Source organism: Crystallibacter permensis, assembly GCF_025960875.1.
In the GTDB taxonomy this organism is placed as follows: Bacteria; Actinomycetota; Actinomycetes; order Actinomycetales; family Micrococcaceae; genus Crystallibacter; species Crystallibacter permensis.
Genome location: NZ_JAODLR010000019.1, coordinates 1 through 15,450 on the forward strand (window position 1 = coordinate 1; position 15,450 = coordinate 15,450).

Consider the following 15,450-nt stretch of genomic DNA (forward strand, 5'->3'; position numbering starts at 1 on the left):
GTTCTGTGGTAAGTCAAATTTTCCCTGAAACGACGGACATTTCGTGTTTAAAACGCCGAAGACGACCCGAAACTCATCGGTGGATCAAGGCTAAGCATTAAGCCATCGTACAAGCGTTAAAGGGCCAGGGCCCCGGAAAAACCGAAGCCCTGGCCCTTGGCGCAACTGCCCGTTAGCGCATGGGGTACTGGCGCTCGCCCTCGCCCGTGTAGAGCTGGCGCGGACGGCCGATCTTGGTCTGCGGGTCCTTCATCATTTCGCGCCACTGTGCAATCCAGCCCGGCAGGCGGCCGATGGCAAACAGGACCGTGAACATCTTCTCCGGGAAGCCCATGGCCTTGTAGATCAGGCCAGTGTAGAAGTCCACGTTCGGGTACAGCTTGCGCTCGATGAAGTAGTCATCGGCCAGGGCCTTTTCTTCCAGCCGCATGGCGATGTCCAGCAGCTCGTCGTTGCCGCCGAGCTTGCTGAGGATCTCGTGGGCGGTTGCCTTCACGATCCTGGCGCGCGGGTCGTAGTTCTTGTACACCCGGTGACCGAAGCCCATCAGCCGAACGCCGGCTTCCTTGTTCTTGACCTTCTCCATGAAGTCCTCGGGCTGCATGTCGGAGGACTGGATCTGGCGCAGCATGTTGAGGACGGCCTCGTTGGCGCCGCCGTGGAGCGGGCCGAAGAGGGCGTTGATGCCGGCGGAGACGGAGGCGAACATGTTCGCGTTCGAGCTGCCCACCAGACGTACCGTGGAGGTCGAGCAATTCTGCTCGTGGTCCGCGTGCAGGATCAGCAGCAGATCGAGCGCCTTGGCCATGGTGGGGTCCACTTCATACGGCTCGGCCGGGAGCCCGAAGCTTAGCCGCATGAAGTTCTCCACGAGATTCATGGAGTTGTCCGGGTACAGCAGCGCCTGGCCGATGGACTTTTTGTGCGCGTAGGCCGCGATAACCGGCATCTTCGCCATCAGGCGGATGGTGGACAGTTCCACCTGCTCGTCGTCGAACGGATCCAAGGAGTCCTGGTAGAACGTGGACAGCGCGGAAACGGCCGAGGAGAGCACCGGCATCGGGTGCGCGTCACGCGGGAAGCCGCCGAAGAAGCCCTTGAGCTCTTCGTGCAGCAGGGTGTGGCGGCGGATGCGCTGGTCGAAGTTTTCCAGTTCGGAAGGGGTGGGCAGATTGCCGTAGATCAGCAGGTAGGAAACCTCGAGGAAGCTCGAGTTCTCGGCCAGCTGGTCAATGGGGTAACCGCGGTAGCGCAGGATGCCGGCATCGCCGTCAATGTAGGTGATCGCCGAAGTGGTGGCCGCGGTGTTCATGAAACCGGGGTCAAAGGTGACGGCACCGGTCTGCTTCAGCAGCTTCGAAACGTCGTAGCCGTCATTGCCTTCGGCCGCTTTGAGCCGCGGGAGGTCGAGTTCGCCGCCATCGTAATGCAGGGTAGCACCGGATTGCTCAGTCATTGAGTCCCCTTCAGGAGGTGTATGGAAACTAGCGCACACACGGCGGTATCGGGGCGCCGAACGTATGCATACTCGGGTAAAACGCTACCCGCATAGTGCCCGGGATAACTAATCGTACGGTCACTTTTTGGTCACTAACGCAGGCAACAGAGGCCCGGATTTGTGCTTGCCTGACGGCGCTAGTCACTTCGGATCAGCTCAGCCGCTCGACGGCGGCGTCGACCCGTTCATCACTTCCCGTCAACGCAACCCGGATGAAGCCCTTGCCCTGTTCACCATAGAAGACGCCGGGCCCGACGACGACGCCAAGCTGGGCAAGACGGTCCACCGTGGTCCAGGTATCTTCGCCCGCGGTTCCCCAGAGATACAGCCCGGCCTCCGAATGCTGGATCTCGATGCCGAATTTCTGCAGCGCCGGCAGCAAGCGTTCGCGGCGGCCGCGGTACAGATCTTTCTGCGCCTGTACGTGGCCATTGTCCGCCAGCGCGCTGCGCATCGCTTCCTGGATGGGAAACGGGACGATCATGCCGGCATGCTTGCGGCTGTTGATCAGGTTTGGCATCAGTACCGGATCGCCGGCAACGAACGCTGCCCGGTAGCCGGCCAGGTTCGACTGCTTGCTGAGCGAGTAGATGCTTAAAAGTCCCTCATGGCTGCCCTGGGCCACCTGCGGATCCAGCACGCTGGGAACGGTTTCCCCGCCGCGTGCCGGGTCCCACTGGCCCCAGCCCAGTTCGGCGTAGCATTCGTCCGACGCGACGACCGCGCCGAGAGCGCGTGCCTGGTCCACGATCTCCCGGAGCGATTCGCGGTTCCGGACGATGCCGGTGGGGTTGCCGGGCGAGTTCACCCAGACAAGTTTGACCCGCCGGCGGACGTCGGGCTCAAGGTCATCCAGATTGTCTGCGGCAACAGGGGTAGCGCCTGTCAGCAGCGCACCGATGTCGTAAGTCGGGTAGGCCACTACAGGCCGCACAACGACGTCGTTCTTTCCCAGGCCCAGCAGCAGCGGCAGCCACGCCACCAGTTCCTTGGAGCCAACGGTGGGCATGATGGCCGCTGGATCCAGACCGGAAACGTTGCGACGGCTGGCAAACCAGTCCGCGATGGCTTCACGCAGCGCCGGTGTACCGTGCGTCGTGGGGTACCCCGGCGCGTCAGAAGCCGCCCTCAGCGCCTCTTGCACCACGGCCGGCGTGGGATCTACCGGCGTACCGATAGAGAGATCAACTGCCCCGTCCGGATGAAGCGAGGCCTTTTCGAGATAAGGCTGCATCGCGTTCCACGGGTACTCGGGCAGGCGCAGACCAAAACCTTCCATGCCTACTCTTGGTTCTGGGGAGGAAGCACGGCGATGATCGGGTGGTCCTTGTGCGTGTTGCCGATCTTGGCGGCACCGCCCGGGGAGCCGAGATCGTCGAAGAACTCCACGTTGGCCTTGTAGTACTCGGCCCACTGCTCGGGGGTGTCATCTTCGTAATAAATGGCCTCGACCGGACACACGGGTTCACAAGCGCCGCAGTCCACACACTCGTCGGGGTGAATGTAGAGAGAACGCTCGCCTTCGTAGATGCAGTCCACCGGGCATTCTTCAATGCACGCCTTGTCTTTGACATCCACGCACGGCTGTGCGATTACATACGTCACGTCCTTGAGCACCTTTCGTTGTCAGCTACCACCAAGGGTATCGCTTGGTCCATTATCTAACAGCGGCCGATGTCACACGTACTATGAAGGGGTGAGATCGGCTACGCCATTGGACTTCCTGCGAGGAGCCGCGCCCGGGACCCGGGTAGTGGTACGCTACCGCATTGACGACGGTGTCACGGACGCGCTCGGCTACCTGATCAGCCTCGACGCCACCGAGTGCACGGTCCGCACGCGACGCGGCGACGTGGTGGTCCCGCTGGACCGGGTCGAGGCCGCGAAGGAAGTGCCTCCTCCCCCGGCGCCGAGAGCACCTCGCCACCCGGCCCCCTAGCTGTTACGCCCGAAGTCCATACTTGTGATTGAGAAACATCAATCATCGGCGCTGCCTCACGTATGCTGGAAACATGCCAACGGACCAGGACCTTCAAGCTACCGGACGCGCGCTCAGCTCCCCTGTCCGCCTCCGCATACTGCGACTCTGCCTGCACCGCTCGCGGACCAATAAGGAGATCGCGGAACTGCTGGAAATGAATCCGGCCACCTCGCTGCACCACGTGCGCACCCTGCTCAACACCGGGTTCCTCGAGGCTGAAGAACCGCGCAAGGGCAACCGCGGGGCCAAGGAAGTTCCTTATCGGGCCACCCGGATGTCCTGGGGCGCCAAAATGCCCGACGCCGCACCCGTCCTGGTCGAGACGTTCCTGCAGGAGATCGACGGGCTCGCCCCGGACGAGATTGAAACCACCAGGATGGGCATCAAGCTCAATGATGCCAACCGCAAGGAAATGATGGACAAGATCCGCGCCGTGCTGGAAGAGTATGCCCGCCGGCCGGCGGATGAGGACGGCACCGCGACGTCGATCTTCCTCGCCCACCACGTGGACCGCACAGCCAACTAGCGCCGCGGCTTGAGCGCCCAGGCGGCGGCCATGATGGCCAGCACGACGGCGACCGCCAGCCCGATCATCCAGATCTTTCCGGCGAGTTCGATGCCCAACTGAATCTCGGCCGTAGTCTCGGTAACGATGAGCGGATCGCCGAAGACACTGGTGGCCATGATGCCCACCAGCAGGTAGGTCACCATGCCGGTCAGGCCCGTGGCCAGGACATTGTTCGCCCGCATGCCAACCCAGACCATCACCGCGAAAGCGAAAACCAGCGCCAGGACCGCTCCCCACGGGTAAGCCTGGTCCCCCGCGTAGGCAATCTGGCCGTGGAGATTGGTGCCCAGCGCGGCGGCGATAACGCCACCAACGACGGCGGTGCCCCACCCTGCCAACGGATGTTGCCGGCGTCGTACTCTTGACACCGGGCCTTGGGCATCTGGGGATTTAAACGCCGGAGGCAACCCACTTCCATAGTCCGTGGGTTGCCTCTGCTCAGTCATAGGACCAGTTTAGGCCTTGGCGCGGGCGCGGCTTGCCTTGGCCCGTTCGTTGGAGTCAAGAATCAGCTTGCGGATCCTGATGGATTCAGGGGTGACCTCGACACATTCGTCCTCGCGGGCGAATTCGAGGGACTCCTCCAGGGTGAGGATCCGCGGCGGGGTCAGGTTCTCGAAGCTGTCTGAGGAAGCGGCACGCATGTTGGTGAGCTTCTTTTCCTTGGTGATGTTCACGTCCATGTCGTCGGCGCGGGAGTTCTCGCCCACGATCATGCCCTCGTAGACCTCCGAGGTCGGCGGAACGAAGAAGGAACCGCGTTCCTGCAGGTTGATCATGGCGAACGGCGTCACGACGCCGGCACGGTCTGCAACCATGGACCCGTTGGTGCGGTATTCGATCGGGCCAGCCCACGGCTCGTAACCTTCGGAGATGGACGCGGCGATGCCGGCGCCGCGGGTCTCGGTCAGGAACCGGGTGCGGAACCCGATCAGGCCGCGGGCGGGAACGATGAATTCCATCCGGCACCAACCGGTGCCGTGGTTGGCCATGTTGACCATGCGGCCCTTGCGGGCGGCCATCAACTGGGTGACGGCGCCGAGGTACTCTTCGGGCACGTCAATGGTCATGTGCTCCATAGGCTCATGGATCTTGCCGTCGATGGTCTTCGTAACCACCTGCGGCTTGCCTACGGTGAGCTCGAAGCCCTCGCGGCGCATCTGCTCCACCAGGATGGCCAGCGCCAGCTCGCCGCGGCCCTGGACCTCCCAGGAATCAGGACGCTCGGTCGGCAGGACCTTGAGCGACACGTTGCCGATCAGTTCCTTGTCCAGACGGTCCTTGACCTGGCGCGCGGTGACCTTGGCGCCCTTGACCTTGCCGGCCAGCGGGGAAGTGTTGATACCGATGGTCATGGAGATGGCCGGGTCATCGACGGTGATCATCGGCAGCGGCTGCGGGTTCTCGGCGTCCGTCAGGGTCTCACCGATGGTGATTTCCTCGATGCCGGCGACGGCGACAATTTCGCCCGGCCCGGCTTCTTCGGCCGGAACGCGGGTCAAGCCCTTGGTCGCCAGCAGTTCGGAAATGCGCACGTTCCTCAGCTCGCCGTTCTGGCGGGCCCAGGCAACCGTCTGGCCCTTCTTCAGCGTGCCGTTGTAGATGCGCAGCAGGGCCAAGCGGCCCAGGAACGGGGAAGCATCCAGGTTGGTCACGTGTGCCTGCAGTACACCGGCCGGATTGTAGGTAGGTGCCGGGATGTGCTCCATGATGGTCGCGAAGAGCGGCTCCAGGTCTTCATTGTCGGGAGCGGTGCCGTCCGCGGGCTGCTCGAGCGAGGCGCGTCCGAGCTTTCCGGAGGCATAGACCACCGGCACGTTCAGCACGGCGTCCAGGTCCAGGTCCGGAACTTCGTCGGAGAGGTCCGAGGCGAGGCCGAGCAGCAGATCCATCGATTCGGCGACGACGTCGTCAATGCGGGCATCCGGGCGGTCGGTCTTGTTGACCAGCAGCACGACGGGCAGCTTGGCAGCCAGTGCCTTGCGCAACACGAAGCGGGTCTGCGGCAGCGGGCCCTCGGAAGCATCAACCAGCAGCACTACACCGTCGACCATGGACAGGCCGCGCTCAACCTCGCCACCAAAGTCGGCGTGGCCGGGAGTGTCGATGACGTTGATGGTGACATTTTCACCCTTGGCGGAGGGACCGGAATAGAACACGGTGGTGTTCTTCGCCAGAATGGTAATACCCTTTTCGCGCTCCAGGTCGCCGGAGTCCATGACGCGCTCTTCGACATCGCCATGGCTTGAGAATGCCCCGGTCTGCTTCAGCATGGCGTCCACCAGAGTGGTCTTACCGTGGTCAACGTGGGCAACGATAGCGACGTTACGAAGGTCGCTGCGGACGGCGCTCTGCGTCGACGTGTTGGTTTCAGACATGCGAGAATGCTCAATTCAGGTGGAGAACTAAAGGGACGGCGAAATGCGCAGCCGTGTGCCCTCAAAAGGGGGCATGTATATTCTAGCGGCATAGGCAAATCCTCACCTAATGCAGATTTTCCGGGCACGCCGGATCGGGGCCGCGGATTCTGCTCCACGACCCCGATCCTGCCTGCTACGCCTGCTACGTAGGTGGAATCCGCGTCAGGCTACCTGGGGAGGCAATTCCAGACTCGATCCCGGGATAGCAGCCAACAGGGCGCGGGTGTATTCCTGCTCAGGTTCGTCAAAGACGGCGTCCGTCGTGCCGGCTTCGACCACCCGGCCCTTCTCCATGACACAGACATGATCCGCAATCTGCCGCACCACTGCCAGGTCGTGGGTGATGAACAGATAGCTCAGTCCCAGTTCGTGCTGCAGGTCTGCCAGCAGGTTCAGGATCTGGTCCTGCACCAGCACGTCCAGGGCCGATACCGCTTCGTCGCAGATCACCACTTCGGGATCGAGCGCCAAAGCACGGGCGATGGCAATTCGTTGCCGCTGGCCTCCCGAAAGCTCGTTCGGGAAGCGCCGCATGACCGAGGCGGGCAGGGCAACCTGGTCCAGCAGGTTGCGCACTTTGGCTTCGCGGCTCTTTTTGTCGCCGATGTTGTGTACGCGCAGCGGTTCCTCGATGGTGCGGAAAATGTTGTACATCGGATCCAGCGAGCCGTACGGGTCTTGGAAGATCGGCTGGACCCGACGGCGGAAAGCCAGCAGTTCCTTTCCCTTGAGGGAACCCATATCGACGCCGTCGAACCGGATTTTCCCGCTCGTCGGGTCCTCGAGGTTCAGCACCATCCTGGCGACCGTGGATTTACCCGAGCCGGACTCCCCCACCACGGCAGTGGTGGTTCCGCGTTTGATCGCGAAGGACACGTCATCCACTGCCTTGAAGTCGGTGGTTTTGCCGAACCCTCCCCGCAACTTGAACACCTTGGTCAAGTTGCTGACCTCGATAACGTTGTCAGCTGTTTCCGCGGATGCCTCTGCCGGCGCGAGCAGCTCCACGGTCTCGATTCCGGCAGCCTTGGCCGACTGGATCCGGCGGGAAGCGAGCGACGGCGCCGCCTCCACCAACCGCTTGGTGTACGGGTGGCGCGGATTGGTCAGAATCGCCTGGGCGGGGCCGGACTCCACGACGCGGCCCTTGTACATGACCACGACTTTCCGTGCGCGTTCTGCCGCCAGTCCCAGGTCGTGGGTAATCAGCAGCACCGCCGTGCCCAGCTCCGCTGTCATGGTTTCCAGATGGTCCAGGATCTGCCGCTGCACGGTAACGTCCAAGGCCGACGTCGGTTCATCGGCAATCAGCAGCCGCGGGCGGCAGGACAGCCCGATCGCGATCAGCGCGCGCTGGCGCATGCCGCCGGAGAACTCATGCGGGAATTGCCTGGCCCGCCGTTCGGCGTCCGGCAGCCCCGCTTCGGCCAGCACCTTGGCGACGTCGGAAGGCCCGGCGGGGAGACCGTTGGCCTTCAGCGTCTCCCGTACCTGGTAACCGATCTTCCACACTGGATTCAGGTTGGACATGGGATCCTGCGGGACCATACCGATGGAACTGCCCCGCAGCTCAACAATGCGCTTGCTGCTGGCCCCCGTCAGGTCTTCGCCGGCGAAGGTAATCCGGCCGCCGCTGACCCTGCCGTTGCCGGGCAGCAGCCCGATGGCGGCCAGCGCCGTAGTGGACTTTCCGGATCCGGACTCCCCCACGATGGCTACCGTCTCACCCGGCATCACTGTCAGGTGGGCGTCCTTAACCGCCTGCACCTCACCGGTGGACGTGGCGAAACTGATGGCCAGGTCCCGGACTTCCAGCAGGGGTTCGTTGCTATTGACTTCGTTGATTACTGTCATCGTTTTCTGGCCTTCGGGTCCAGGGCATCCCGCAGAGCGTCCCCAAGCATGATGAAGCTCAGGACGGTCACGGAGAGTGCGGCGGCGGGCCACAGCAGGGTGGAGGGATTCGAGCGTAGGGAAATCTGAGCCGAGGAGATGTCATTACCCCAGCTCATCACGTCCGGCGGCAGCCCGATACCGAGGAAGGACAGCGTTGCCTCGGCGACGATGAAGATGCCGAGGTTAACGGTGGCCACAACGATGACCGGCGCCAGCGAGTTCGGAATGACATGGCGCACCAGCGCGGCCGGCCGGGACACGCCCAATGATCTGGCCGCGGTCACGAAGTCCGCGTTTCGCACGGAAAGGACCGCGCCGCGGGTGATCCGGGCAACCTGGGGCCACCCGAACACCGTCAGCGTGATGACCACTGTCCAGACGTTGCGGTTTTCCCGGAAGAATGGCAGCTGCATGATGATGATGGCGCCAAGAATCAGCGGCAGGGCGAAGAATACGTCGCCCAGACGCGCAATCACCGCGTCGAGCCAGCCGCCGTAGAAGCCCGCGATCGCACCAAGGGTTCCACCGATGATCAGTGTCCCCAAGGTGGCGAAGATGCCCACTGTGAGGGACGCCTGCGTACCGTAGATGATCCGGGAAAAAACGTCACAGCCCTGCAGTGTGAAACCCAGCGGGTGCCCGGGTGCCGGATCGCCGTCGGAATTCGCCAGCAGGCAGTTCTGGTTGGGCGGCGTCTGGGTGAAGACGCCCGGGAAGAGGGCCACGAAGACGATCAGGACAATCAAAAGGGTGGAAATGATGAACAGGGGTTGCTTGCGTAGATTCCGCCAGGCCTCCGCCCAGAGGCTCAGCGGCTGTACGTCTTCCGCCAGGTTGTCCGTGGCCTGGAGCGGAGTCTCATCCAGCGGAGCGACGTAGTGTTCGATCTTTTCAGTGGGTTTCTCAGGCATAACGAATCCTCGGATCAAGCCAGGCGTACAGAACATCGACCAACAGATTGGCCAGGATGTAAACCATCACCAGCACGCTGACAATGGAGACAATCGTCGGCCCTTCGCCCCGGAGCACGGACTGGTAGAGCCGCTGGCCGACACCGGGCACATTGAAAATGCCTTCCGTCACGATCGCGCCACCCATGAGGGCGCCCAGATCCGCTCCAAGGAAGGTGACCACGGGAATCATCGAGTTCCGCAGGATATGTACGACGACGACGCGCTGCCGGCTCAGGCCCTTGGCCGTCGCGGTGCGCACGTAGTCGGCATGCATGTTTTCGATAATCGACGTACGCGTTAGGCGCAGCACATAGGCAAAGGACACCAGTCCGAGCACGATCGCCGGAAGGATCAGGTCAAGCCAACCGGCATCGCCACCGACCGTGGGCTTCGCCCAGCCGAGTTTCACGCCGACAACAAACTGCATCACAAAGCCCAGCACGAAGATGGGGATGGCGATGACGATCAACGAGGCTACCAGGACGGTGCCGTCGAACATTTTGCCCTTCCGCAGGCCGGCGATGACACCGAAGATGATGCCGAATACGGCCTCGAAGACCAGGGCCAGGATCGCCAGCCGGATCGTTACGGGGAAAATCTGGACCAGCACCTCGGCGACGGGCCTGCCGGAAAAATCATTGCCCAGGTTAAAGGTGACCAGGTTCTTCAGGTAGAGGAAATACTGCACCAGAAACGGCTCGTCCAGGTTGTATTGCTCTCTGAGCTGTGCGGCGACAGCTTCATTGACCGGACGGTCGCCGAACAGCGCCTGGATGGGGTCGCCTGGCAGCGAAAATACCAGGAAATATACGAGGAAGGTTGCCCCGAAGAAGACGGGGATCATTTGGAGGAACCGCCGGATGATGTACCACGTCATTGTGTAGCTTCTTCCGACGGGACCAGCAGGAGACTAGTCATTCACATGCCTGTTCTTTGCGAGTCCGGCACAGCACGGGGGCCGGCCAAAGGATGGCCGGCCCCCGAGCAGCCGTTAGATGGTTCTTACTTGCCGGTGATGTTGTGGTAGATCGGAACACCGTTCCAGGCGGTGTCGACGTTCTCGACGTTCTCGCTCCAACCCACCTGCCGCACCTGGTACCAGAGCGGGATCGCCGGCAGGTCCTGGAGCAGAATCTCCTGCGCCTCGTTGAAGATAGCGTTGCCTTCTTCGGGAGTTTCGGCGTTCAGACCCTCGTTGAGCTTCTTATCGAAAGCTTCGCTGGAATACTCGCCGTCGTTGGAACCAGCACCCGTGCCGAACAGCGGGCCGAGGAAGTTGTACAGGGACGGGTAGTCCGCCTGCCAGCCGGTGCGGAACGCTCCGGTCATGTCCTTGGCCGTGATCTTGGTGCGGACTTCGGCGAAGGTTGCGTACGGTTCAAACTGCGCGTCGATGCCCAGGTCGTTCTTCAGGCCGTTGACGACGGCTTCGATCCATTCCTTGTGGCCGCCGTCGGCATTCGAAGCGATGGTGAAAGTCCGGTCGCCCCAGGGGTCGATTTCCTCAGCCTGTTCCCAGAGCTTCTTAGCCTCTTCGGGGTTGTATTCAAGCACTTCGCTGCCCGGGATGCTCTCGTCGTATCCGTCGAGTACTGGCGCCGTGAATTCCTTGGCTGGCTGGCGTCCGCCGGAGAAAATGACCTCGGTAATTTCGTCACGGTTAATGGCCATCGAGATGGCCTTGCGGCGCAGTTCGCCGGCCTCGCCGGTCCACTCATCGAGGTACTGCGGAATGGTGATGGTCTGGTTGCCGGCGTAGGCCTTCTCCAGCCAACGGCCCTCTCCGAGGTCCGTCTTGAAGTTCGCCAGCGAGCTCGGCGGGATCGTATCGAGCAGATCGAGGTTGTTCGCCAACAGATCCTGGTAGGCGGCTTCGAAGCCGGAGTAGAACTTGAAGGTGATGCCCCCGTTCTTCGGCGTTCGGGTGCCTTGATAGTCAGGATTGGGCGTCAGTGCGATCTGAACGTCGTGCTGCCAGGCGCCCTCGTCTGCCAGCATGTAGGGGCCGTTGCCCACGGGGTTGTTGCCAAAGGCTTCCATGTCTTCGAAGGCAACTTCGGGAAGCGGCGAGAAGGCCGTGTAGCCAAGCCGTAGCGGCCAGTCGGATTCCGGCTGGGCAAGTTCAGCAGTGAACGTCAGGTCGTCGACGACCTTCAGACCGGACATCTCGTTCTTAGTGCTGCCTTCGGCGCTGACTTCGTCGTACCCGGCGATGCTCTCGAAGAAGTACTGGCCTAGCTGTGCGTTCTCGGCCGCGGCGCCGTAGTTCCAGGCATCCACGAAGGAGTTGGCAGTAACGGGCTCGCCGTTCGTGAAAGTCTGGTCGGCCTTGAGCTTGATCGTGTAGTTCTGTGAATCCTCGGTCTCGATGGACTCCGCCATCTCGTTGACCGGTTTGCCCTCGGCGTCGTAACTGATCAGCCCCTCGAAGAGGAGGTCCACCACACGGCCGCCGCCGACCTCGTTCGTGTTGGTGGGGATCAACGGGTTCTGTGGCTCCGTACTGTTGGCGGTGATAACTGCAGCAGCGTTGCCTTCTCCGCCTTCGGTGCCACCTCCCCCGCCGCATGCACTCAGGGCCAAAGCCGCAGCTGCGGCCAGGCCGATCAGTTTCGATGTTCGCGCGAAACGCATGTCGATTCCTCTTTGCAGTCGGAATGCCCGGCATCGGTTTGCGCCGGGCAAGCCAGTGCGAACTTGAATCTGAGTCCGCCCCGACTCTTGGTCGTGATCAGGATATTCCCGACGTGTGACCTCGGTAACAGTATTGGGTTTTCGATTGGGTTGCAATTTGCCCCGGAGAGGCGGCCGGCAAGCCCGTTCAGCGCCATTCTCCCGCGTCAGTACGGGAAAGTGGCGGCATAAGCCAAAATCAGGATGTAACGTTTTTGCATCGGAAGGCCGAGCGAGTCCCCGGGCGTGTCATGCCCGTGTTAATGCTGCTAGGAGATTTGGCTTAGCGTGGCCTTCCAGAAGGACTTCCAATGATCCAACTGCTCCGGCGTTTCCAACTTCTCGTGCTGCAGGGATAGCGCTGACTTGCCCGGGGCCTTTTCATAGATGTTGACGTTCACCCGTGAACCGTCGGCCAGGCCACAGCGCCAGTAGCGCCATTTAGAGGTTTCACTGAGTTCCGGACCTCTGCTGATACCGACTCCGGAAAAATCCTGAGCGGCCCCGATCAGGGCGACCCACTTTTCCCTGACCTCGTCCATGGTGCCGGACACTGTCTTGCTCGTAGAAGTCTGGAACCTGCCATCACAGTCCTGCCCCGGCACGCGCCGCCCGATCAACTGTTCGAAAGCGACTGTGGCCGATTGAGCCCACCAGTCCGTGGCCAGACCGGCATCCTGCAGGGCTTGGGCGATCTCCTTATGGCTCTTCTCTTTAGCATCGATGGAGGCCAGAAACTCCTCGACTTCAGTCCATGACCTGCCGATGCCGCGTTCGATCGCCTCAATGTTCATGGTGCGGATCATCGATTACTCCTTCGTTTCAGCCACGTAGCGAAAGACCACCGGGGTCCGGGCAATATCCTTTCACGGACCGGACCCCGGAGCTATGGATGGTGGAGAGGGCAAGGGACTAATCAGCCGCGGCCAGGAGTTGTGCACGCAACTCCCTGCGCTCACGCTGCTTGTCGGGATCCGGCAGCGGTACCGCTGCCAGCAGACGCTGCGTATACAGCTCCTGCGGATGGCGGAGTATCTGGTCGCGCGTGCCCTGCTCCACGATGCTGCCGTGCCGCATAACGCAGATCCGGTCAGCCAGGACATCGATGACTGCAAGGTCGTGGGTGACGAAGAGGCAGGCGAAACCAAGTTCACGCTGCAGATTCTGGAAAAGTTCCAGGACGGTCGCTTGGACGGAGACGTCCAGCGCCGAGGTCGGCTCGTCCGCAACCATCAGCTTCGGTTCCAAAGACAGGGCCCGGGCAATTCCCACACGCTGCTTCTGCCCACCGGAGAGCTCGTGTGGATAACGGTTCCGGTAGCCGCGGGGCAGCTCGACCTGATCGAGCAGCGTCTCGATGTTCCGCTGCAGGGCCGCACCTTTGGCGACACCGGCAAGGAACATGGGCTCGCCAATACTTTCTCCAATAGGGAGCCTCGGATTCAGCGACGAAGAAGGATCCTGGAAGACCATGCCGACTTGACGCCGGAGTGCGTGCAATTGCTTTCGGCTGGCTCCCGCTATCTCCCGACCGACAACCTTCAGGGAGCCTTCGGCCACCGGCAGAAGGCCGACGGCGGCACGGCCGATAGTGGTTTTACCGGATCCCGATTCTCCGACAAGGCCTACGACCTGGCCTGGATAAATGGCGAGGTTGGCTCCCTCCACCGCCCGGAATGCCGGTACTCTGCCCTGCTTCGGGTATTCGATGGCAACATTGGTCAGTTTCAGGACCGGATCGCCATGTTCTCTCTCTCGGGCACCCATGCCCAGTGCCGCCTCGTTGGCAGCTTCCCTAAGCTTTAGCTCCGTCTCATCAACCTCGCGGAGGCTAATTCCCGTTGCTGCAGCGAGGGCGGCGGTGACATCGATGTCGTCGTTGCCAGTATGATGGCCTCCCAGGTGTGGCACGGCAGCCAGCAGTTGCTGCGTGTACTCATGCTGTGGGTCGTTGAAGATCTCCTGCGCCGTTCCCGTTTCGACGATCCGGCCACGCCGCATCACGGCGATACGATCCGCCAGATCGGCGACCACACCCATGTCGTGGGTGATCAGAACGATGGCGCTGTCCAGCTTGTTGCGTAAATTGCGCATCAGGTCCAGGATCTCCGCTTGGACCGTCACGTCGAGAGCGGTGGTCGGTTCGTCGGCGATCAGCAGCTTCGGATCGCATGACAGCGACTGCGCGATCATGGCGCGCTGCCGTTGTCCACCGGACAACTGATGGGGATAGGATCTGAATGCTTTCTCCGGATCGGGCAGCTCGACCAGCTCAAGCAAGCGCATGGCACGGTCTTTGGCTTCGTCAGGAGAAATGGCATTGTGCAGGCGCAACGTCTCCACAATCTGAAAGCCGATGGTGTACACCGGGTTCATCGCCGTCATCGGTTCCTGGAAAATAACGGCCACGTCATTGCCGCGAAGCTGGCGTAGCTTGTTGGGGTTGAGTCCCAGAATCTCCCGGCCGTTGAGCTTCACGCTGCCGCGCACGCGGCTGTTGGCCGGCAGCAATCCCAGAAGCGCCATGGAGCTGGCGCTTTTGCCCGAGCCGGACTCACCAACAATGGCCAGCACCTCGCCTGCCGAGACCTTGTAGTTCAGATCGATGGCGGCCGGCACCCACTCCTTCTCAACACCAAAATCGACGCTCAGATTTGAAACCTCCAGCACCGGCGGTTCTGCGCCGCCAGCGGGGGCTCCGGTATAGACGGGGATGGCAGGATCGATCATTTCAGTCATTGCGGGTTTGTCCTTCCAACTGCTCCCAGCCGGCTTGTTCCATTAGTGATGTGGCGCATGCCCCTGACACGATGGAAGCATGTCCAGTCATGACACCGACGCTCCTGTTGTTTTCCGGCCGAGAAGTGCCGCTTGGTTGACGGGTGTTGTCTGGCTCGTTGTGTTGTTCAGCGTGCTTTCCACGGCCGTGACGCATGGATTCCCGGCTCTCGTGCAGGTTGTGCCTTTGGTAGCCCTTGGGTACCTGGCGTGGTGGCTGGCCTGGTACCCCGCCGTCGTTGTTTCCAGGGACGGGGTGGCGCTGCGCAATCCTCTGCTGACGGTACAGGTCCCGTGGAATGCCCTGATCATGGTTGATACGAAATACGCGCTGACATTGGTGACCCCAAAGGGAAAGTTCGCCGCATGGGCGGCGCCGGCGCCTGGCATCTTCGGTGTCCAGCGGGCACAGCCGGGGCATGTCCGCGGGCTGCCTGAGGTGACCTATGGGCCGGGCGAGTCCGTGCGTCCCGGCGACCTGTCCAATTCCGACTCGGGTGCCGCGGCCTTCCATGTCCGCTCCCGCTGGGCCGACCTGATCGCTTCCGGCGCCGTGGCTACTGGCGAGGCGGACACGGCTGCCGTCACGAAAAGGCCGAACTGGCCGGTTCTTGTTGCGGCAGCAGCCCTGGTTGTAGCCAGCCTGCTGTCGTTGACCGGCTGACCACCGTGCATGAAGAAGA

14 protein-coding genes are annotated in these 15,450 nt (G+C 62.1%); 3 read left to right on the forward strand and 11 right to left on the reverse strand.

Annotated features, from left to right (window positions below; all coding sequences use genetic code 11):
- Nucleotides 1–172 precede the first annotated feature (172 nt).
- The 3 genes from B0G38_RS17965 to fdxA all read right to left on the reverse strand — a co-directional run bounded on the left by B0G38_RS17965 (nucleotide 173) and on the right by fdxA (nucleotide 3,103).
- Nucleotides 173–1,456, reverse strand: a complete 1,284-nt coding sequence (locus B0G38_RS17965; RefSeq protein ID WP_264670690.1) for a citrate synthase — start codon at nucleotides 1,454–1,456, stop codon at nucleotides 173–175.
- Nucleotides 1,457–1,649: 193 nt separating this feature from the next.
- Complete coding sequence (gene dapC, locus B0G38_RS17970) at nucleotides 1,650–2,777, reverse strand: succinyldiaminopimelate transaminase (protein WP_264670691.1); 1,128 nt, start codon at nucleotides 2,775–2,777, stop codon at nucleotides 1,650–1,652.
- 2 nt (nucleotides 2,778–2,779) lie between these two features.
- Nucleotides 2,780–3,103 (reverse strand): ferredoxin, encoded by a 324-nt coding sequence (gene fdxA / locus B0G38_RS17975; RefSeq protein ID WP_074703313.1) that lies wholly within the window; start codon nucleotides 3,101–3,103, stop codon nucleotides 2,780–2,782.
- A gap of 91 nt (nucleotides 3,104–3,194) precedes the next feature.
- On the opposite strand from fdxA, the gene B0G38_RS17980 reads away from it, so the two are divergent.
- Both B0G38_RS17980 and B0G38_RS17985 read left to right on the forward strand, forming a co-directional pair.
- The gene (locus B0G38_RS17980) at nucleotides 3,195–3,437 is read left to right on the forward strand and encodes a putative acetyltransferase (RefSeq protein WP_264670692.1); all 243 of its coding nucleotides are present in this window, start codon (nucleotides 3,195–3,197) and stop codon (nucleotides 3,435–3,437) included.
- Between the two features lie 73 nt (nucleotides 3,438–3,510).
- Nucleotides 3,511–4,005: an ArsR/SmtB family transcription factor gene (locus B0G38_RS17985; RefSeq protein ID WP_264670693.1), complete on the forward strand. Its 495-nt coding sequence runs from the start codon at nucleotides 3,511–3,513 to the stop codon at nucleotides 4,003–4,005.
- Here the strand turns inward: B0G38_RS17985 and B0G38_RS17990 are convergent.
- The 8 genes from B0G38_RS17990 to B0G38_RS18025 form a co-directional block, all read right to left on the reverse strand.
- Nucleotides 4,002–4,415, reverse strand: coding sequence for a hypothetical protein (locus B0G38_RS17990; protein ID WP_264670694.1), 414 nt, complete (start codon nucleotides 4,413–4,415; stop codon nucleotides 4,002–4,004). The two genes, B0G38_RS17985 and B0G38_RS17990, sit on opposite strands and share 4 nt — an antisense overlap.
- A gap of 87 nt (nucleotides 4,416–4,502) precedes the next feature.
- Nucleotides 4,503–6,425 (reverse strand): translational GTPase TypA, encoded by a 1,923-nt coding sequence (gene typA, locus B0G38_RS17995; RefSeq protein ID WP_264670695.1) that lies wholly within the window; start codon nucleotides 6,423–6,425, stop codon nucleotides 4,503–4,505.
- 204 nt (nucleotides 6,426–6,629) lie between these two features.
- Nucleotides 6,630–8,321 (reverse strand): ABC transporter ATP-binding protein, encoded by a 1,692-nt coding sequence (locus B0G38_RS18000; protein ID WP_264670696.1) that lies wholly within the window; start codon nucleotides 8,319–8,321, stop codon nucleotides 6,630–6,632.
- On the reverse strand, nucleotides 8,318–9,274 hold the full coding sequence (locus B0G38_RS18005) for an ABC transporter permease (RefSeq protein ID WP_264670697.1): 957 nt from the start codon (nucleotides 9,272–9,274) through the stop codon (nucleotides 8,318–8,320). Before B0G38_RS18005 ends, B0G38_RS18000 begins: the two co-directional genes overlap by 4 nt.
- Nucleotides 9,267–10,193, reverse strand: coding sequence for an ABC transporter permease (locus B0G38_RS18010; protein WP_264670698.1), 927 nt, complete (start codon nucleotides 10,191–10,193; stop codon nucleotides 9,267–9,269). The genes B0G38_RS18005 and B0G38_RS18010 overlap by 8 nt, the downstream gene beginning before the upstream one ends.
- Nucleotides 10,194–10,318: 125 nt before the next feature.
- Entirely contained in the window at nucleotides 10,319–11,950 is a 1,632-nt protein-coding gene (locus B0G38_RS18015) for a peptide ABC transporter substrate-binding protein (RefSeq protein ID WP_264670699.1), read from the reverse strand.
- 308 nt (nucleotides 11,951–12,258) lie between these two features.
- The gene (locus B0G38_RS18020; protein ID WP_264670700.1) at nucleotides 12,259–12,795 is read right to left on the reverse strand and encodes a hypothetical protein; all 537 of its coding nucleotides are present in this window, start codon (nucleotides 12,793–12,795) and stop codon (nucleotides 12,259–12,261) included.
- A gap of 106 nt (nucleotides 12,796–12,901) precedes the next feature.
- Nucleotides 12,902–14,719, reverse strand: coding sequence for a dipeptide ABC transporter ATP-binding protein (locus tag B0G38_RS18025; protein WP_264670753.1), 1,818 nt, complete (start codon nucleotides 14,717–14,719; stop codon nucleotides 12,902–12,904).
- Between the two features lie 88 nt (nucleotides 14,720–14,807).
- On the opposite strand from B0G38_RS18025, the gene B0G38_RS18030 reads away from it, so the two are divergent.
- Entirely contained in the window at nucleotides 14,808–15,431 is a 624-nt protein-coding gene (locus B0G38_RS18030; RefSeq protein ID WP_264670701.1) for a PH domain-containing protein, read from the forward strand.
- The last annotated feature ends 19 nt before the right edge of the window (nucleotides 15,432–15,450 follow it).